The organism is Chryseobacterium caseinilyticum (genome assembly GCF_014837145.1).
GTDB lineage: Bacteria > Bacteroidota > Bacteroidia > Flavobacteriales > Weeksellaceae > Chryseobacterium > Chryseobacterium caseinilyticum.
Genome location: NZ_JACYFS010000001.1, coordinates 988,280 through 1,007,895 on the forward strand (window position 1 = coordinate 988,280; position 19,616 = coordinate 1,007,895).

21 protein-coding genes are annotated in these 19,616 nt (G+C 36.8%); 13 read left to right on the plus strand and 8 right to left on the minus strand.

What is annotated here, in order from left to right:
- Positions 1–234: 234 nt before the first annotated feature.
- On the plus strand, positions 235–1,098 hold the full coding sequence (locus IC610_RS04730; protein ID WP_191735461.1) for a hypothetical protein: 864 nt from the start codon (positions 235–237) through the stop codon (positions 1,096–1,098).
- A gap of 203 nt (positions 1,099–1,301) precedes the next feature.
- Here the strand turns inward: IC610_RS04730 and IC610_RS04735 are convergent, their stop codons facing one another.
- From IC610_RS04735 to IC610_RS04750, 4 genes are read right to left on the minus strand one after another with little or no spacing between them, the layout of a single operon-like run.
- Entirely contained in the window at positions 1,302–1,892 is a 591-nt protein-coding gene (locus IC610_RS04735; RefSeq protein ID WP_056080269.1) for a Crp/Fnr family transcriptional regulator, read from the minus strand.
- The gene (gene ytxJ, locus IC610_RS04740) at positions 1,889–2,275 is read right to left on the minus strand and encodes a bacillithiol system redox-active protein YtxJ (RefSeq protein ID WP_191735462.1); all 387 of its coding nucleotides are present in this window, start codon (positions 2,273–2,275) and stop codon (positions 1,889–1,891) included. Before ytxJ ends, IC610_RS04735 begins: the two co-directional genes overlap by 4 nt.
- Entirely contained in the window at positions 2,272–2,733 is a 462-nt protein-coding gene (locus tag IC610_RS04745; protein WP_317173350.1) for a DUF1569 domain-containing protein, read from the minus strand. Before IC610_RS04745 ends, ytxJ begins: the two co-directional genes overlap by 4 nt.
- Positions 2,727–3,263 carry a YfiT family bacillithiol transferase gene (locus tag IC610_RS04750; protein WP_191735464.1) on the minus strand — a complete coding sequence of 179 codons (537 nt, stop codon included), beginning with the start codon at positions 3,261–3,263 and terminating at the stop codon, positions 2,727–2,729. Before IC610_RS04750 ends, IC610_RS04745 begins: the two co-directional genes overlap by 7 nt.
- A gap of 288 nt (positions 3,264–3,551) precedes the next feature.
- On the opposite strand from IC610_RS04750, the gene pncA reads away from it, so the two are divergent.
- Entirely contained in the window at positions 3,552–4,157 is a 606-nt protein-coding gene (pncA, locus tag IC610_RS04755; RefSeq protein ID WP_191735465.1) for a bifunctional nicotinamidase/pyrazinamidase, read from the plus strand.
- Positions 4,158–4,193: 36 nt separating this feature from the next.
- Here pncA and IC610_RS04760 read toward each other — a convergent pair whose 3' ends face one another.
- The 3 genes from IC610_RS04760 to pdhA form a co-directional block, all read right to left on the minus strand.
- Positions 4,194–5,438, minus strand: coding sequence for a PQQ-dependent sugar dehydrogenase (locus IC610_RS04760; protein WP_191735466.1), 1,245 nt, complete (start codon positions 5,436–5,438; stop codon positions 4,194–4,196).
- Between the two features lie 135 nt (positions 5,439–5,573).
- Complete coding sequence (locus IC610_RS04765; RefSeq protein ID WP_191735467.1) at positions 5,574–7,199, minus strand: pyruvate dehydrogenase complex dihydrolipoamide acetyltransferase; 1,626 nt, start codon at positions 7,197–7,199, stop codon at positions 5,574–5,576.
- Between the two features lie 80 nt (positions 7,200–7,279).
- Positions 7,280–8,284, minus strand: a complete 1,005-nt coding sequence (gene pdhA, locus IC610_RS04770; protein ID WP_191735468.1) for a pyruvate dehydrogenase (acetyl-transferring) E1 component subunit alpha — start codon at positions 8,282–8,284, stop codon at positions 7,280–7,282.
- 125 nt (positions 8,285–8,409) lie between these two features.
- On the opposite strand from pdhA, the gene IC610_RS04775 reads away from it, so the two are divergent.
- Both IC610_RS04775 and IC610_RS04780 read left to right on the plus strand, forming a co-directional pair.
- Positions 8,410–9,012: a phosphatase PAP2 family protein gene (locus IC610_RS04775; RefSeq protein ID WP_191735469.1), complete on the plus strand. Its 603-nt coding sequence runs from the start codon at positions 8,410–8,412 to the stop codon at positions 9,010–9,012.
- Positions 9,013–9,021: 9 nt separating this feature from the next.
- On the plus strand, positions 9,022–9,489 hold the full coding sequence (locus IC610_RS04780) for a BlaI/MecI/CopY family transcriptional regulator (protein ID WP_191735470.1): 468 nt from the start codon (positions 9,022–9,024) through the stop codon (positions 9,487–9,489).
- A gap of 312 nt (positions 9,490–9,801) precedes the next feature.
- On the opposite strand, the gene IC610_RS04785 is transcribed toward IC610_RS04780, so the two are convergent.
- Positions 9,802–10,197 (minus strand): RNA recognition motif domain-containing protein, encoded by a 396-nt coding sequence (locus tag IC610_RS04785; protein WP_056080296.1) that lies wholly within the window; start codon positions 10,195–10,197, stop codon positions 9,802–9,804.
- Between the two features lie 254 nt (positions 10,198–10,451).
- On the opposite strand from IC610_RS04785, the gene IC610_RS04790 reads away from it, so the two are divergent.
- The 9 genes from IC610_RS04790 (at position 10,452) to IC610_RS04830 (ending at position 19,585) form a co-directional block, all read left to right on the plus strand.
- Positions 10,452–10,868, plus strand: coding sequence for a DUF6157 family protein (locus IC610_RS04790; RefSeq protein WP_191735471.1), 417 nt, complete (start codon positions 10,452–10,454; stop codon positions 10,866–10,868).
- 69 nt (positions 10,869–10,937) lie between these two features.
- A complete protein-coding gene (locus IC610_RS04795; protein ID WP_056080302.1) occupies positions 10,938–11,351 on the plus strand; it encodes an acyl-CoA thioesterase in 414 nt (137 codons plus the stop codon).
- Positions 11,335–11,895 (plus strand): helix-turn-helix domain-containing protein, encoded by a 561-nt coding sequence (locus IC610_RS04800; RefSeq protein WP_191735472.1) that lies wholly within the window; start codon positions 11,335–11,337, stop codon positions 11,893–11,895. Before IC610_RS04795 ends, IC610_RS04800 begins: the two co-directional genes overlap by 17 nt.
- A gap of 89 nt (positions 11,896–11,984) precedes the next feature.
- Complete coding sequence (locus IC610_RS04805) at positions 11,985–14,507, plus strand: copper-transporting P-type ATPase (protein ID WP_191735473.1); 2,523 nt, start codon at positions 11,985–11,987, stop codon at positions 14,505–14,507.
- A 1-nt stretch (position 14,508) separates the two neighbouring features.
- Complete coding sequence (locus IC610_RS04810) at positions 14,509–15,321, plus strand: DUF72 domain-containing protein (RefSeq protein WP_228462850.1); 813 nt, start codon at positions 14,509–14,511, stop codon at positions 15,319–15,321.
- Positions 15,322–15,369: 48 nt separating this feature from the next.
- Entirely contained in the window at positions 15,370–16,029 is a 660-nt protein-coding gene (locus IC610_RS04815; RefSeq protein WP_191735474.1) for a YggS family pyridoxal phosphate-dependent enzyme, read from the plus strand.
- Between the two features lie 263 nt (positions 16,030–16,292).
- Positions 16,293–17,477 carry a sigma-54-dependent transcriptional regulator gene (locus IC610_RS04820; protein WP_056080317.1) on the plus strand — a complete coding sequence of 395 codons (1,185 nt, stop codon included), beginning with the start codon at positions 16,293–16,295 and terminating at the stop codon, positions 17,475–17,477.
- Positions 17,478–17,548: 71 nt separating this feature from the next.
- On the plus strand, positions 17,549–18,913 hold the full coding sequence (locus tag IC610_RS04825) for an MATE family efflux transporter (RefSeq protein WP_191735475.1): 1,365 nt from the start codon (positions 17,549–17,551) through the stop codon (positions 18,911–18,913).
- A gap of 114 nt (positions 18,914–19,027) precedes the next feature.
- Positions 19,028–19,585 (plus strand): hypothetical protein, encoded by a 558-nt coding sequence (locus tag IC610_RS04830; protein ID WP_191735476.1) that lies wholly within the window; start codon positions 19,028–19,030, stop codon positions 19,583–19,585.
- Positions 19,586–19,616: the final 31 nt, after the last annotated feature.

Genomic DNA, 19,616 nt, shown 5'->3' on the forward strand with positions numbered 1-19,616 from the left:
AAGAGTTAGTGTTTTGTCTCAAATGAAGTCTGGGAAACCTCCGCCAATTGTGTTTTGTTACGGAGACTTGATTTTAAAGAAAATTGAAGATTGTTTTGTTACGAAATGGTTGTTTTCTTATTTGTGGAGAAATTTTGGAGGCTTGGATATGGATATTGAAAGTATCCATTTAGATTCATTGGTTGTATTAACGTTAGTGAGTATTTAATATCTTTGATATTTAGATAAAATATCATGATGACTAATAGATTCTTTGAGAAAATTGTAGAAAGGATTAATTCAGATTCCGAGAAATATAAAAATGTGTTTCCTATAATTTTAATTCTTCCAACATTCATCGGTGGTTTATGGCAAATCTTAGAATTAATTTTTATTGACCCATCTTTAATAAGATTTTTTTCTATTACGCAATTAATCGCAGATGGCATATTAATATTATCCATTACTATCATTTTAGCACTTTATCTGCATCTTTTAGATAAGCATTTTGATTTCAAAAATTTAGTAAAGTTTGATTTATTAAATACCCAATTTAACCCTTACCAATTATTGGCTGGTCTGGTTCTAATAATATGCACATCATCATATTATTATATCGGATTTAATGATGTTGGTTTAGATTACATTGAGAATTCAAGAATAGGTGCATTATTAATTCAACTTTTATTGGCAGGTATTTTCTTACCGTTATTCTTAAAAGGAATTTTAGTATTTTCACGTGAAATATTGATAATATCTTTTTTTAAGAATCAGGAATTAAAAGTAAAACGTCTTAAAGAATTTAAAAATAAAAAAGGAGCATTATATTACTTAGTTCATTTCATATCACTGATCCTAATGTCAACAACTTTAATGCTGTTTATCATTTCAATAATTGTTTTAGTTGAGTTTCGAAATAAAACTATTTATCCTCAAAATTTAGAAAACCTTAAAAATATTTTTAAACAAATACATGATGAGTTTGGAAAAAATCAAAAGGCATCGATTTTATATTTTAATGATACTTACATTTTCGTAGAACTTGAAAATAACAGAACCGAAGAGAAAACTCCCAAACGTATTAAAATTTATAAAACAGATGATGTATTGTTTAAATAAATTCATAACTAAAACTTAGAAAAACTCCAAAAATTAAAAACCCACCAACGTAAAAGACCTCAAAATAGATTCAGAAAAACCTTGACAACGTTTGCTATAAATAAAAAATCTCCTTTAAAATAATTAAAAGAGATTCTTAAATTTTAAAAATTATTTTTCAAGTTGAGATCAACTTTAAGGTCTTACAATTGAATTCAAAAATCTTAATCCGTAATGAAATTCTTCCTCGCCAGTTCCTTTCTCACACGGCTCAGACTTTCGGGGGTGATGCCAAGATATGATGCAATCATCCACTGCGGAACTCTCAACATCAGATCCGGATACATTTTTGTGAATTTCATATAACGTTCTTCAGCGGTTTCGCCCAAAAGAGAATTGATTCTGTCCTGCAGACTTTTTACATGCTTCTGTATGATGAGATCGTTTCTTTCTATGCTGTTGGGAAACTCTTCCAAAAGCTTGCTGAAGAAGTCCGGATTTAAAAATAAAACTTCAGAATCTTCTACCGCTTCAATAAAATATCTTGATTTCTCATTAAAATAAAGACTGCTTCTGTCTCCGATAAGCCAGTTCTCCGGAGCAAACTGTATGATGTGCTCTTTGCCGTTTTTATCGATGGAAAACATTCTCAGCAAACCTTTTTCCACAAAAAAAGTATTGCGGCAAACTTCACCTTCCTGCAATAAAAATTCGTGCTTACCTACTTTTCTGGATTCGTACTGAATGCTGCAGAGATTCACCTTCTCGGCAGGTACTTCAAATACATTGGCTAAATAATTCTGTATATTGCTCATGCTGTGATTTGGCTTATGGAAATATCCTGGTGTGACGCTGAATTTTTTACTGACCCGTTTTCCAATACAAGAAGCTGCGGGCTTTCATGTCTTACTCCGAAATCGTCGGCGATTTTATTTGAAATGGCACGGTAGGCAATCAGATCCAAAAAGTAGAATTCTGCTTCTGCATTTTCATTTTCACGAAGTTCAGCTTCAAAATTTTTCAAAACAGTTTTGCTGATAAAACACCTTGTTGAATGTTTGAAAATGGCCACTGTCTTATTTTCCGAAGTTTCAATTGCTTTGGTTAAGTCATTTTCGCTCTCAATTAATTTCCATATAGGCAAACTGCTGTCGCTTTCCTCTTTTTTATCGCCGAATATTTTACCGAATAAACTCATACATTAAATTGTTTTAAATGATGATTAAGATGTTTGTACTCCAGAAATCCCCAGTTTTCATCGGTCATTTTTCCAAATAACTCATGCTTTGAAAGCATTTTCCGGTGGCGCCTGAATTCTTCATACTCATCAAGGGTCTTCAGAAGCTCTCTTTTTGAAACATTAAAATCACAGTCAAAATTAATGATTAGTTTTTTAAAAGTAGGCATATTCGGTGGAATTCCGTTGTTGAAGGTTTTCATTTCGTATTTTGTAAGAATTCCTATCCAGCGAAAAAGGAAAAATGTTTTGGGAAGCACAGTTCTTTTCATCGGAACTTTCAGCACCTGACTGCAGTGCGTAAGCATTTGGGCAGCGGTCATCCTGCCCCATTTTCGTTCAGCGTCTGGTTTTAAATTTAAAATCCTTTGTTTAATCTCCAGAAAATCTTTCTGATTGTGCAGACTTTTTCTTACCACCCTTCTGTGTTTTTCAGATTTTCGATATGTGCAAAATGATGGTGGCAATGCCATGAATACATAGCCAGACAAATTCTCAAATTGTAATTCCTGCCCTGTTCAGGATGATGAAAAGTACGTTCAAACTGTCTGTTGGTGAGAGATCTCAAAAGATGATACCATCGCTGATGTATTCCTTTCAGCATTCTCATCGCCGGTTTGATGCTTAGTGATGCGCTGTCCTGAAGTTCTGCCCATTTGGCTTCGTGATACGGTTTGATCACAGGATTTTCTTCCGTTAAGGCAAGTTTAAATCTTATGAAAGCGTTGGCATGGCTGTCGGCTAGGTGATTGACCAGTTGTCGCACAGTCCAGCCTTTTTCACGGTATGGTGTATCGAGCTGCTCATCAGAGAAATCCTCAATCAGAGTTTTCAGTTTTGACGGAAAATTTTTGATTATTTTAATGTGTTCTTCCAGTTGGGTATCCGGAATTTCATCAGGCTCATCAAATTGTCCGATTGGGAATCTTTTTAATTCAGGAATGCTCATGTGTCCGGTAGTTTCAGTTTTTACAGTTTGAATTTGAATGCTGTGCTGTCATGTTTGAAAGCATCAGCCTTCTATTTTTATTTGAATAATTGATGAATAATACGACTCCGGTCAAAGTACAGTTTAAAATTTCAGTGTACAGTGTCTATTTGTCCGATAAATATGATTTGGATAAATTTTTGAGTTTAGTCTGCTGTAAATTTATCAAAAATAAGAGGAGCTTTACAATGAATTTTGCAGTATTTTTATGCTTAAATATTAAATCTCCCATTTAAAAAATTATTAAATATGAAAAAAGCTCTGATCGTTGTAGATGTACAGAATGATTTCTGCGAAGGCGGCTCTCTTGCGGTTCCGAATGCCAGTGAAATTATTCCTTATATCAATTTGCTTATGGAGGAAAATCAGTATGACCAGATTGTTTTTACTCAGGATTTTCATCCGGCAAATCACAAAAGTTTTGCGTCGAACAACAACAGAAAGGTGGGTGAAAGCATAATCCTGAACAGTGTTCCTCAGTTCATGTGGCCGGATCACTGCGTTCAGGGAACTGACGGAGTAAAATTTCATCCTGATTTAAATATCGAAAAAGCCACGCACACCGTTCAGAAAGGCACCAATTCTGAGATCGACAGCTACAGCGGTTTTCAGGACAATAATCACTTTATGAAAACGGGACTAGATGATTTCCTGAAATATCACGACATAAAACTGGTTGAAATTGTTGGACTTGCTTTAGATTACTGTGTGAAATTTACAGCAATGGATGCTGTTGCCAACGGATATGTTACCTGCGTTCATTTTAACGGAACCCGGGCCGTGAATGTAAGACCGGACAACGGTAAAGATGCAATCTACGAACTGCTCCAGAAAGGCGTGACCATTTTAGGTTAAAACAAAAAAAATCTCCACTTCGGAGATTTTTTTGGTCTATTGTTTTGATATTTTATAAAGCCTGCCGCCATCTGTAATGGCATATAAAGATCCGTCAATGCCTTGGGTAACGTCTCTGAAACGCTGATCTTCTGTAGCCAGAAGTCTTTCTTCACCGTAGATTTTGTTGTCTTTGATGACAAGTCTCACAATGTGTTTTCCTGATAAAGCTGCCACAAAAAGATTGTTTTGCCACTCCGGAATAAGGTTTCCTCTGTAGAACGTCATACCGCTTGGTGAAATCACAGGATCCCAGTAGTAAACAGGTTGCTGCATCCCAGCCTGCTGCTGAATTCCCGATCCGATGGTTCCGCCGTCGTATTCAATTCCGTAGGTTATCGTTGGCCAGCCGTAGTTGGCTCCTGCAGTAACTTTATTGATTTCATCACCACCTCTCGGGCCATGTTCACTCTGCCACAGTTCACCCGTTGTAGGATGAATCGCCATCCCCTGAGGATTTCTATGACCAATGCTGTACAATTCCGGTAACGAACCGCTTCCTGCAAAGGTAGGATTTCCTGCCGCCGGCTGGCCGTCTTTTGTAATTCTTATAATTTTACCGATAGCCGCACTCACCGACTGCGCTAAAGGTCTTGTAGATATATCTGAACGTTCACCCGTACTTACAAGCAGATTTCCTGTAGAATCAAATAAAATTCTTCCTCCGTAATGCAGATTTCCGGCTGAAGCTGATGGATTTGCTCTGTAGATTACCGTTGGATTTTCGATAGCTGTTTCACTGGCTGAAAGTTTTCCTTTTGCTACGGCAGTGACAGTTCCTCCCGTTACATTTTCAGAAAACACCCAGTAAATCATTTTATTGCTTCCGAACTGTGGATCAAGACACAATCCCAAAAGTCCTCCCTGCCCATTTGAATTAACAGAAGGAATACCTGTAATGGCTGCTCCCACTGTACCTGCGCTTGAAACAATACGCATCGTACCGGCTTTCTGGGTGATCAGCAATCTTCCGTCCGGCATTGAAGTGATTCCCCACGGCGCTGTTAAGGCTGACGAAATAACTTCTGTTTTTACAGGTGTAACTGTTTTTACACTGTTGGCTCTGGTCTGTCCGGTGAAGGCCGGTGCATAACCTGTATTTGCAGGATTGGTTTCTATAGGCGGATAAAGTGTTTCCATAACCTGATCCTCAGGATCCGGAAGATTTTCTTCCATTTCCGAAGTACAACTGAATGTGAAAAATGCGGCTGCAACCCAAAGGTGACTGGTTTGTAATTTCATAATAAATTGTTTTGCGTGTTGGTTTAAATACCCCAACAGGTCAACAAAATTTAAGCCATTGAAATCTGAATTTCATTTAAATTAAAAAAACCTCCCAAAAAATGAGAGGTTTGTATTCATAAATCTAAAAAGTGTTTATACCAATAAAGATAAAGGACTTTCTAAATATGTTCTTAATGTCTGTAAGAATTGAGCTCCGGTAGCACCGTCCACTACTCTGTGGTCACATGCTAATGAAAGTTTCATTGTATTTCCTACTACAATCTGACCGTCTTTTACGATAGGTTTTTCAATAATTGCACCTACTGATAGAATTGCAGAGTTCGGCTGATTAATGATACTTGTGAAAGTTTCAATACCGAACATTCCAAGGTTTGAAATAGAGAAAGTAGAACCTTCCATTTCGTTAGCCTTAAGACCTTTGCTTTTCGCTCTACCTGCCATGTCTTTTACGCCTGCAGAAATCTGAGTGTAAGTCATCTGATCTGTATTTTTCAGTACCGGAACTACAAGACCGTCAGGAATTGCTACTGCCACACCAATATTGATGTTTCCTCTGTGAATGATTTTGTCACCTGCCCAGCTCGAATTTACCTGCGGATGTTTTCTCAAAGCGATTGCTGTCGCTTTGATAATCATATCGTTGAAAGAAATTTTAGTATCCGGTAAAGCATTGATTTCTTTTCTAGCCTCAATTGCCTTATCCATATTGATCTCCACCATTAAGTAATAGTGAGGAGCAGTAAATTTGCTTTCAGAAAGACGTTTTGCGATAATATTTCTTACCTGAGAGTTTGGAGTTTCAGTATCTTCACCCTGAACAAAACTTACGGCAACCTGTGCTGCTGCGCTTGGAGCAGATGTTGCAGCCGCAGCTTTTTCAGCAGGCTTGTAATTTTCTATATCTTTCTTAACAATTCTACCGTTTTCACCAGAACCCTGAAGTGCATTAATGTCAACTCCTTTATCCTGAGCCATTTTTTTAGCTAAAGGCGAAATTGCCACTCTGTCTGAAGAAGAAGCGGAAGCCTGTGCAGCCGGTTTTTCCACAGTTTTTGTTTCAGATTTTTGTTCTGCTGGTTTCTCAGAAGATTTTTCTGATGATTTCTCAGCTGGCTTTGAAGATCCAACGGCAGAAACATCAGTACCTTCAGGACCGATAATTGCCAACACGCTGTCAACAGGAGCTGCGCCGCCTTCTTCTACACCTTGCTTTAAAAGAACACCATTAAATTCAGATTCAAAATCCTGAACTGCTTTATCTGTTTCGATTTCAGCAAGAAGGTCACCTTCTTTTACTGTATCGCCTACGTTTTTGTGCCATTTAGCCACCTTACCTTCAGTCATTGTATCTGAAAGTCTCGGCATTGTGATTACTTCTACGCCTGCAGGAACTTCTGCTGAAGTCTGCTCTACGCTTGTATCTTCGTTTTCAGTCTTAGATTCTTCTTCAGATTTTTTCTCTTCAGAAGCACCTTCAGCTGCAGGAGCACTTCCTCCCGTCAGTGAAGAAATATCTTCACCTTCTTTACCGATAATGGCCAAAACAGAATCTACAGCTGCACCATTTCCTTCTTCTACACCTACAAATAAGAGTGTTCCTTCGATTTCAGATTCAAAATCCTGTACTGCTTTGTCGGTTTCAATTTCGGCTAAGATATCTCCTTCCTTTACCTTATCGCCTACTTTCTTATGCCATTTTGCCACTTTTCCTTCCGTCATTGTATCGGAAAGACGTGGCATTGTAATTACTTCTGCCATGATTTATATTGATTTGAATTTTGAGATTCGAGATTTGAGATTAGGGAAACTCAAATTTCAGATTTCAAATTAATTTAATTTTATTGATTTTCAAATTTATCTAAAAACGGATAATTCTCCTGAGCGTAAACGTACTCGTAGATTTTCTCAGTATCAGGATATGGAGAGTTTTCCATAAACTCAATACATTCTTCCACGAAATCTCTTGATTTGTTATCCAAAGCCTCCAATTCCTCTTCTGTAGCCCAGTTGTTTGATAAAATTCTTGCTTTGATCAACTCGATAGGGTCATCGCCTTTAGCAATAGCAACTTCTTCTTTAGATCTGTACGGTTCAGCATCAGACATAGAGTGCCCTCTGAAACGGTAAGTTCTTGCTTCGATGAAAGTAGGTCCGTCTCCTCTTCTTGCTCTTTCGATAGCTTCGTAAGCAGCTTCAGCCACTTTTTCAGGATCCATCGCGTCTACAGCAAGACATGGCATTTCATAACCTAAACCTAATTTATAAATATCTTCGTGGTTGGCTGTTCTTTTTACAGAAGTTCCCATTGCATACTGGTTGTTTTCAACAACGAAAATTACCGGAAGTTTCCAGTTCATTGCCATGTTGAAAGTTTCGTGAAGAGATCCCTGTCTTGCAGCACCGTCTCCGAAGAAACAGATATTTACAGCTTTTCTGTCGAAATACTGATCTGCGAAAGCAATACCTGCTCCCAAAGGAATCTGGCCTCCTACAATACCGTGACCTCCGTAGAATCTGTGTTCTTTACTGAAAATGTGCATAGAACCACCCATTCCTCCTGAAGTACCTGTAGCCTTGCCACAAAGTTCTGCCATGATTCTTTTAGGGTCTACTCCCATTGCCATCGGGTGGATATGACATCTGTATGCGGTAATCATACTGTCTTTTGTTAAATCCATTGCATGCGTAAAACCTGCAGGAATAGCCTCCTGACCGTTATACAAATGTAAAAAACCTCTGATTTTTTGTTTTAGATAGAGAGAACGGCATTTGTCTTCAAACCTTCTCCACATAGTCATATCTTCATACCACTTCAGGTACACCTCTTTAGAAAATTCCTTCATGCGTTAGCTTTTGCTTATATTTTACAAATAGTTGAGCAAAAATATAAAAAAAACTTTGTTTTTATTACATACACAGCAATTGTTTTTTTTGTTATAATATTATATTTACATTATCAAATTTTAAAATGGAAGAAAAACAAGCTTCACCTTTGCACAAAATATCCAGAATCATTTCCGATTTTTTTAATCCGCTGGTTTCCCTTATCATATTTTTTGTCTACATGAGCGTTCATGAGTACAGTCTGAATCAGGCGCTGAAACATTTTCTTCCTATTTTACTGATGGTAATAATCCCAGTAATAGCGTGGATTACCTACAATGTGAAAACAGGAAAATACACCAACATGGATGTATCCAACCGTGTGCAGCGCAAGACCCTTTACATATTTATCGGCATCTGTGTAGCGGCGTACTTATTTTATTCCTATCTGAAACACGGAAGATTTGATTTTGTAATGCTGTTTATTTTGGTTTTGCTTCTTGCGTTACAAGTCAGTAATTATTTTATTAAAAGTTCCATGCACACTGCTTTCAATATTTTTGTAGCGGCGTTGTTTTTTAATATTGATACTTCAATGGGAATTGCATGGCTATTTATAGCTGGTTTGGTAGGTTTAACGAGAATTATTTTGAAGAGACACACTCCAAAAGAGGTTGTTTTAGGCGCTCTTATCGCTTTTTTGGTTTCTTTTCTTTATCTTTATTGCGATATTCAATTCAGAACCTAAATATTTTTTATGAAAATCAATCACCTTACTTCTGCGGAAGAAAATCTGATGAAGCTTTTCTGGAAGCTTAATTCTTTTTATCTAAAAGATGTGATGGAGCATCATACTGAACCTAAACCGCATCAGAACACCGTTTCTACCTACCTGAAAATTTTGGTTGAAAAAGGCTATCTGAAGACAGAAAAAGAAGGAAGAATTTTTAAATACAGCGTTCTTGTACCTTTTGAAGATTACAGAAATTTTTTAATGAAGGAAATTGCCAACAACTTTTTCGACGGTTCCGGAAAAGAAATTCTGGAATTCCTTTTCAGAGAGAATCTTGTTGCAAAGGATGATTTTAAAGAATATCTCGGAGAAGATATAGAAATAAAACCTCCAAAAATCAAAGAACCCAAACTGGAAATTGCGGAAGAGATTCTCAATCCTAAAAAAGATAAAAAAGCAAAGGATAAAAAGAAGAAAAAGAAAAAAGACTGACTGTAAGTTTTTGTTGAAATCGAAGTAAGATTACTCCTGAATGATTTCGTGCTGATTTTAATTCGAAAAAAAAATCAAATATTCTATCTAATCATAAAATAAATTCAGCAGTTATTGTCAATCCTAAAAATACTGTTTATTTCAGCGTGCTGAATCCTTTCCTGCTGACTGATAAAAACCCCGTTAAAACTATGGTGACAGTAACTACGGATATTCATTAAAAAAAAATGACAGACTTTATCAGCCTGTCATTTTTATGAATCTTTATATTCTGGAGATAAAAAAAAGCGGCTTAAAAGCCGCTTCTATATTTTACCAACGATTTCCGCCACGGTCGTTTCCACCACCGTAACTTCCACCACCGTTACCTCTATTATTTCCGTAACCGCCGCCACCGCCGCTTCTGTTACCTCCACCGTAGCCACCGCCACCGCTTCTGTTGTTATCAAAACTTCTTCTTGGTTTATCTTCTCTTGGCTTAGCTTCAGAAACGTTTAACGCTTTTCCGTTAAATTCTTTCTCGTGCAAAGCTTCGATAGCCTGTTGTCCTTCCTCGTCACCCATTTCGATAAAACCGAAACCTCTTGAGCGACCAGTTTCTCTGTCTGTGATGATTTTAGCTGAAGAAACTTCTCCAAACTCTGAAAATAGATCTTGCAACTCATGTTCTTTAGTTGCGTAATTGATGTTTGAAACAAAAATGTTCATTGTAAAAAAAATTAAATTAGTAAAGATTTGGTATATAAAAGAAAAACAACATACAGTAATGAACAAATATTGATTCCAAATATAAACGTCTGCAAGATACAATTAAAAATTTCAAAACCAAATATTTTTTTATGGATTTGATATTATGTTAAAATTAGCATGTAATGCCTTATGTTCAGACTGTTTTGGCAAAATTTTCAGCCTCTCTTTTAAATTGTTTTTCGTAAATTCGAAGTTATAATTGAGATTTAAGGATGAAAATTCACACTACAAACTATCAAAACACTTTTATTGAGGTTGCGGAAGACTGTCCTGTATCTGTTTCTCAGATCCCGCCTGCTAAAAAGGTTGAAACCGCCGCTGAAATTCAATACAATTTAATAAAAAACAATCCTTACCTCTTTACTTCCGACGACATCGTTTTTGAAACTTTTGCACTGAAGAACAATTTGACTGATGCAGAAAAGCCAGAAGAGCGCAACAAATTTTTCTCAAAAGGTCAGCCTTGCCTGAGATCATCTGCTCTTTCCAAAAGATATGGTTTTGGGATTCATCACGATCAAAACAGTAAAATCGCACTCGTTCCTGTGGAATCTGACGGTTACAAAGAGCTTTGCGAAGACGCATCTGTAAAAAAAGTGAAAGCCATGTGCTCAAAAAAAATTATTTAAATCATTTTTAGCAATCATCAAAATTTTCAAAACTATTTACTAAACTATTAAACAACAATCGATAAAAAAATGAACTATCATACCAGAAAATGGGTGAAACCCGAAGACCTTAATCCCAACCAATCGCTTTTTGGAGGAAGACTTTTGCAGTGGATTGACGAAGAAGCCGCTTTGTACGCCGTAATTCAGCTTGAAAATAAGAAAATCGTAACAAAATTTATTTCAGAAATCAACTTTGTAAGTTCTGCAAAGCAGGGAGATATTATTGAAATCGGTATTGAAGTAACAAGATTTGGCTCTACATCGGTGACATTAGCCTGCCAGGTAAGAAATAAAATGACGCACCAGACGATCATCACCGTAGACAGAATTGTAATGGTAAACCTCGATGAAGACGGAAATCCGGCACCTCACGGCAAAACCAAAGTAGAATTTGTAAAAGACAGGCTCAAGCCAAAGGAAAGTGATGAAGATTTTCATTAAAAATATGGTGTGCAACCGTTGTATTTCGGCAGTTTCAAAAATTTTTGAAGATGCCGGAATTGCCACTGTTTCAATCAAACTCGGTGAACTGGAAACTGAATTACCCGTCACCGAGGAAAATTTAAAAATCATAGAAAAGAATTTACAGCAGACCGGATTTGAAAGAATAAAAGACTCCACGCAGCAGATTACTGAAAAAATTAGAAATCTGATCATTACAAAAATCAGCAGTCTCGATATTGCAGACGATTTTGTGCTGTCTGAGTTTCTTTCATCCAATCTGCACAAAGATTACAGTTTAATTTCAAAAACTTTTTCGCAGCATGAGAATGTGACTTTAGAACAGTTTTTTATTCTTCAGAAGATAGAAAAGGTTAAAGAATTACTGCTTTACAATGAATTTACACTCACAGAAATCTCGTCAAAGCTTGGTTACAAAAGTGTTCAGCATCTTTCTGCACAATTCAGAAGCATTACAGGCTTCACTCCTACTGAATTTAAAAAACTGAAAGTTCACAACCGACGAGCTTTGGATTTGATTTAAAATTAAAACTTTAATTCTGTAAACATAATCCTCAATTCTGTAACAGAATCCCGTTTGCTTTCCTGAAATTTGTATTGTAAATTCAAACAATGGAAAACAAATCTCATCAACATAAGAAACCGCATCCCAGCGAAAGAATTTCACCGAGCTCAGTCTACTACTGCCCGATGGAATGTGAAGGCGACAAGGTCTATTTTCAGAAGGGAAAAAGATGTCCGGTCTGCAATATGTTTCTGGTTCCTGTTGAGGAAAAGCTGGAAAAAGATCCCAATTACAAGCCTAAGTTTTCTTCAACAAATCTTCCCGAAAATTTTAAAGACAATATCGGGAAATACTACTGCCCGATGTTCTGCGAAAGCGATAAAGTGTACGACAGCGACATTGGCTGCCCAGTCTGCCACATGCATCTTGAAGAAATAACTGAGGAATTGGTTGAAAGCGGGATGTCAGATGCTGGAAGTGATCAGTCATCAAAACACGAAACTGACAACGCGGGAAAATATTACTGTCCCATGTTTTGTGAGGGAGATAAAGTCTATGATTCCAACTTTGGATGTCCGGTTTGCGGTATGGATCTCGTAAAATATCCTGATAAAAATGGCGACGATTCAGATGATAATTATTCTGTTTTAAAACGGAAACTTTTTATTTCTCTGGCATTTACAATTCCTGTTTTTATTCTTTCAATGGGTGGAATGCTGATTGATTTTCCTTTTTCGCACACCGTTCAGGGCTGGATTGAATTGTTTCTGACGCTTCCCGTTCTGTTTTATTCGGGATGGTTTCTGATTAAAAGAGGTTGGATTTCTTTTAAAACATGGAATTTAAACATGTTCAGCCTGATTGCGCTGGGCGTTTCTGCAGCTTTTCTGTTCAGTATTGTTGCATTAATTTTTCCGGAAAGTATTCCACATGAAATCCTTGGTCATAATCATGCAATTCCTCTGTATTTTGAAGCCGTTTGTGTGATTTTAACTTTGGTTATTTTAGGTCAGCTGATGGAAGCTTTTGCTCATAAGAAAACAGGAAATGCCATCCGCGAACTGATGAGTTTATCGCCTGATGAAGCCAATTTAATGATGAATGGCGAAGAGAAAAAAGTCCCTCTTTCCGAAATAAAAATTGGGGATATTTTAAAAGTAAAACCAGGTGAGAAAATTCCGGTGGATGGGAAAATTATTGAAGGAAATTCAGTGATAGACGAAAGTATGATCACGGGTGAACCAGTTCCTGTCGAAAAAAGTATAAATGCGAACGTAAGTGCAGGTACCATCAACGGAAATCAGGTTTTTATGATGAAAGCTGAAAAAGTAGGTGATGAAACGCTGCTTGCAAAAATCATTAAAATGGTCAACGATGCCAGCCGAAGCAGAGCTCCAATTCAGAAACTGACTGATAAAGTGGCGAAAATATTTGTTCCTTCTGTTATTTTAATATCAGTCTTAACCTTTGTATTGTGGCAAATTTTTGGACCTGAAGATCAGAAAACTCTTTTTGCTTTCGTAAATGCTGTTGCTGTTTTAATTGTTGCATGTCCGTGTGCTTTAGGCTTGGCAACGCCGATGTCTTTAATGGTTGGCATTGGTAAAGGAGCTAAAAATGGCATTTTGATTAAAAATGCCGAAGCACTTGAACAGATGAATAAAGTAAATGTCCTGATCACCGATAAAACAGGAACTTTAACCGAAGGAAAACCATCACTTGAACATATTGAAACGTTGAATAATAATGCAGATTTAATTTTAAATTTAGCTTATTCACTCAACCAAAATTCCGAACACCCTTTGTCAGATGCTGTGATCAAAAAGGCAAAAGATCAAAATATTGCTGCGGAAAAAGTCAGCAGTTTTGAAAATATTACCGGCAAAGGTGTGAAAGGAATTATCAATCGAAAAACGGTTTATCTCGGCAACGAAAAACTTTTGAATTCAAACCAAATATTTATTCCTGAAAATCTAAAATCTAAAGCAGTCGAAATTCAGTCGAAAGCACATACAATCTCTTTTCTGGTTCAGGAAAATGAAGTTTTAGGGTTCATCATTTTCACAGATAAAATAAAAGAATCATCTAAAAAAGCTGTACGGCAATTGCAGGATGAAGGTATTGAAATCATCATGATGACCGGCGACAATGAAAATACAGCAAAAGCAGTTGCGGATGAACTAGGAATTAAAAATTTCAAAGCCAATTGTCTTCCTGAAGATAAGTTGAATGAAGTGAAAAAACTTCAGTCTCAGGGAAAAATAGTAGCCATGACCGGCGACGGCATCAACGATTCTCCTGCCCTTGCCCAGGCAAACATTGGAATTGCCATGGGAACAGGAACTGATGTTGCCATAGAAAGTGCTGAAATCACTTTGCTGAAAGGCGATCTTCTGGGTGTTTTTCAGGCAAAATTGCTGAGTGAAAAACTGCTTAAAAACATTAAGGAAAATCTGTTTTTTGCCTTTGTTTATAATATTTTGGGAATCCCGGTTGCAGCAGGACTTCTGTACCCGATTTTCGGAATTCTTCTGTCTCCGATGATTGCGGCGGCAGCGATGAGTGTAAGTTCTCTGTCTGTGATTTTAAATTCATTAAGATTAAATGCTGTTGATCTGAAAATTAAATGATTTGAATTCACACATATCTAACGGAATTGCCGATATTTTCCAGACAGAAAAAGGTAATGAATCATTTGAAGTTAAGATAAAAATGGAAAAAGAAAAGATTTACATAGGTTGCTCAGGTTTTTACAACAATGATTGGAAGGGTTCTCTGTTTCCTGAGGAAGCCAAAAGCAAGGATTTTCTTACACTTTATTCGAAAGAATTTAACTGTGTGGAAATCAATTCTACATTTTACAGGAAACCAACAGCAAAAACATTGTTAAAATGGTTTGACGAAACTCCTGATGATTTTAAATTCTTTATTAAAATGCCAAAGACAATTTCTCATGAAAAACGGCTGAAAGACTGCAGAGAAGAAATCCTTAATTTCTGCAATCATATTCAAAGTGGTTTAAAAAATAAGCTTGCGGGATTCTTATATCAGTTTCCACCGTCGTTCAAGAATTCTGGTGAAAATTCAGATGTAATAAAAGACAGTTTAGATCCTAATTTTTTGAATGTCATTGAGTTCAGGCACGAATCGTGGTGGGAGAACGAGGTTTTCGAAGCTTTAAAACTAAACAATATTGTTTTTTCCGGCGTGAGCTTTCCCTCTGATCTTCCCGATGAAGTAATTATCAGTAATTCTGATGTTCTGTACTACAGACTTCACGGAAAGCCAGTCCTCTATAAATCTGAATACACAGAGGAATTTCTTGAGAATCTGGCAGCGAAATTTAGAGATAACAGTCTTAAATCTTATGTCTTTTTCAATAATACATGGGGAACTGCTGCTATAAAAAATGCTTTGTATCTGAAAAGAATTTTGGAAGAATAAAGCTGTATTTAAACTTAAAATCCAACAAAAAATCAGAAATTTGCAGTTATGAGTTTACAGGAAAATTACCACAACATAAAAAGTCAGCTTCCCGATACTGTGGAATTGGTTGCTGTTTCAAAAACACATCCGGTGGCGGCTATTCAGGAGGTTTATGATTTCGGACAGAAGGTTTTTGGCGAGAATAAAGTGCAGGAACTGACAGAAAAATATCCTCAACTGCCAAAAGATATTCAATGGCATCTGATCGGACATCTGCAGACCAACAAAGTGAAATATATTGCTGAGTATATCGACACCATCCAAAGTGTGGATTCTGAAAAACTTTTGAATGAAATCAATAAAGAAGCTGCCAAAAATAACCGCACAATCAAAGTTTTTTTACAGGTAAAAATCGCAGAAGAAGATTCAAAATTTGGTCTTGACATTTCAGAAGCTGAAAATCTGTTTCAAAAATTCATCAGTGGAGATTTTCCGAACATTGAAATTACGGGACTGATGGGTATGGCCACTTTTACAGAAGATGAAGATCAGATTAAAAAAGAATTTTCAGTTTTAAAAAACCTCTTTGATAAACTTAATGAAAAACATACTTTAAAAACCCTTTCAATGGGAATGAGTGATGATTTCCCTGTTGCAATTGAATGCGGTGCCAATTCTGTACGTGTAGGTTCAGCGATTTTTGGAAGAAGGGATTATTCACAGTAAATCTTTTTGCGCTCATGGATATTTCATGTAAATTTTCCCGCAGATTTTCGGAGATTTAATGCGCAGATTTCCGCAGAAGTTTAACGATAGAGGTGTTACAATAATTTTCGGTGTTCATAATTTTTCAGTTCAGCGCTCTCTTTCTCAAAGGTAATTTCCAGAATATCTTCTGTTAAGATTGACAGATACCAGTGTTTTACATCAAAAGACTATTTAGGAACAATATTTGCTGATAATCCGGCAAAATTAATTAAATTGCGACTATGCAAAAAATCCTTATCGTAGAAGACGAAAAAGCTATTTCCGGAGTACTTCACAGTATTCTTTCTGATGAACTGACCGAATATGAATTTGTGATTGCCGAAGACGGTCTCGAAGGAATTAAACATATTGAAAAAGAAGATTTTGCGCTGGTAATTTCTGATATCAAAATGCCGAAATTATCAGGAACGGAACTTCTGAAACAAAGCATGGCGCTGAAACCTGAAAGCACTTTTATCATGATTTCCGGTCACGCCGACATCGATTCTGCGGTTTCCTGTCTGAAAGACGGAGCTTACGATTTTATCTCAAAGCCAATCGACATCAACAGACTGATTACAAGTGTGAAAAATGCTTTGGTTAAAGAAACACTTAAAAAAGAAAATAAAAATCTTCAGAACGAAAACAAAACGCTTAAGAAGAAAGTTAACAAAAAATACCAGATGATCGGTGAGTCTGAACCTTTAAAAAAGATCCAGGAGATGATTGAAAAGGTGGCAGTTTCTGATGCAAGAGTTTTGATCACAGGTCCCAACGGCGCCGGAAAAGAACTTGTGGCTCACGCTATTCACAATTTGAGTGAAAGATCAAGAGGTCCAATGGTGGAAGTAAACTGTGCCGCTATTCCTTCTGAACTGATTGAATCTGAACTTTTCGGTCACGTTAAAGGTTCGTTTACCGGAGCAATTAAAGATAAGCAGGGAAAATTTGAACAGGCCAACAACGGAACTATCTTTTTAGATGAAATCGGTGATATGAGTCTGATTGCTCAGGCTAAAGTTTTGAGAGCGTTGCAGGAAAGCAAAGTTTCGCCGGTAGGAAGTGACAAAGAGATCAAGGTTGATGTGAGAGTACTTGCAGCAACCAATAAAAATATGGCTAAAGAAATCGAAGCCGGAAGATTCAGAGAAGATTTGTACCACAGACTTTCTGTAATTGAAATCTATGTACCGCCGTTGGATGAAAGAAAAGCAGATATCAAGCTTTTAGTAGATCACTTCTCAGGACTGATCTCCGACGAGCACGGAACTGCACTTAAGAAATTCGATGATTCGGCAATTAAGGCGCTGGAAGCACTTTCGTGGACAGGGAACATCCGTGAGCTGAGAAACGTAGTGGAAAGATTAATCATTCTTGGTGGAGCTACTGTTTCGCAGGAAGACGTTGCAAGTTTTGTGAGAAAATAAATTAATACTTAATTCTCTTAAATTATAAAAATTTGCAGTATTTATGCTGCAGATTTTTTTTTGTTACTATTATGAACTTTTTAAATAAAAATTACACGAAAGAAGCCCTCACACTGGCTCTTCCGGTAATGCTTACACAGGTTGGGCAGGTTTCTGTAAACCTTTTTGACAACATTATTGTCGGTCGACTTTTGGGAGCAGATGCACTGGCTTCTGTTTCTTTGGGTAACGCCGTATTTTTCTCAATGTTTGTTTTGGCATTGGGTTTTTCGTTTGCCATTCCGCCTTTGGTTTCAGAGGCGCATTCTCAGCATGATCACAAGACCATCAATTCGGTATTCAGTCATGGTTTTGTTATTAATATGACTGTCGGAATTATTCTGATGCTGGTTCTGTTTGCGGGCCTGCCACTACTCTATCATTCCGGTCAGCCGGCAAAAATTATTCCTGATACGGTAGACTTTTTATGGATTATGGCAATCAGCATCGTGCCCTTTATGGCATTTCAGACTTTGAGAGAGGTTTCTGAAGGTCTGTCGTACACCATCGGGGTAACAAAAGCGACTATTATTGCCAATGTAATCAACATTGCTTTAAATTATGTTTTCATCAAAGGGCTTTGGATCTTCCCAGAAATGGGAGTAAAAGGTTCTGCTCTGGCGAGTTTGATTGCCAGAATATTCATGGTGGTTTTTCTGTATTTCGTCCTGATTAAAGAACCGAAAACCAGGCAGTACATCAAAGATTTTTCATTAAAAGTAACAGTATTTTCAAAGAATATGTTTGAGAAAATGGTAAGATTAGGCTTTCCGACTGCTCTGCAGATGTTTTTTGAGGTGACGGCTTTTGCAGCAGCGGCTTTCATTTGCGGACTGGTTTCTGCTCACGATATCGCTTCGCATCAGATTGCACTGAGCATGGCGTCGTTTACTTTTAATCTCTGTATCGGTTTCAGTGTAGCGTCAACCGTGATGATCGGAAGAAAACTGGGCGAACAGAATTTTATTGAATTAAGAAAAATCGGAATCAATAATATTAAAATTGCATTTCTCTTCATGTGTCTTTGCGGATTGTTTTTTATTTTCGGAAGAAATATTCTTCCCACATTTTTCACAAAACCTGAAGAAACTGAAGTTATTTTGCTGGCATCAAAATTACTGATTATCGCCGCTCTTTTCCAGTTATCAGACGGAATTCAGGTGACGGCTCTGGGAATGCTGAGAGGTTTGCAGGATGTGAAAGTTCCCTCCATTTACACCTTTATCGCTTATTGGCTGATCACAATTCCATTAGGATATTTTCTTTGTGTAACAATGAAAATGGGTGCTTTCGGGATGTGGATAGCGCTTGGCTTGGGTTTAACAATTTCCGCAGCAATGCTCGTGAAACGTTTTCTCAATTTATCTGCAAAGCGGATTAAACAGAATAAATTATAATTGAAAGGCGGTCTTCGGATCGCTTTTTTTTGTATACATTTTAATATATCTATGAATAAAAGTATTTACAGTAGTTTGGCATCAATTTAGACAGGCAGAGTTTAAATTATATTTATGAAAAAATTACTTTTAAGATTTGTCCTTGTATTTGGATTATTGGGAACAACTACACTTTCGCTTACAAGCTGCGATAAAGATGACATTGAAGTTCCGGTACCATTTGATATCCCTTTAACGCTTGAAAAGGATTTACCATTTGCAACTGTCAACACAAGTTCTTATCTGCGTTATCCGGAAATTCCTCTTAACATCGATGTAGATGCTAAGATCAAGGAGAAAAATTCTAAATTATCTGTAGAAAATCTGAAATCTGTGAAGCTTACCGGTTTTACTATTGATTACATAAGCTCTACATTAGGAAATAAACTGAATATCATCAATGGTGCAAAAGTATTTATCAAAGCTCCAAATCTTCCGGAAGTTTTAGTCGGAACAGTTGAAAACAACACCAATCCCAATACTCTTACTATCAATACTACGGATACAGAACTGATTGACTACTTAAAATCAAAACAAAATTCTTTATTTTTAGAAATTAAAGGAGCTCAGACTAGTCTTGATGAATTGAAGGTTAATTTAAAACCAGTTTTTAAAATCACCGTTGGATTATAAAAGAATTGGAAATTAAAATTTATTAATAATT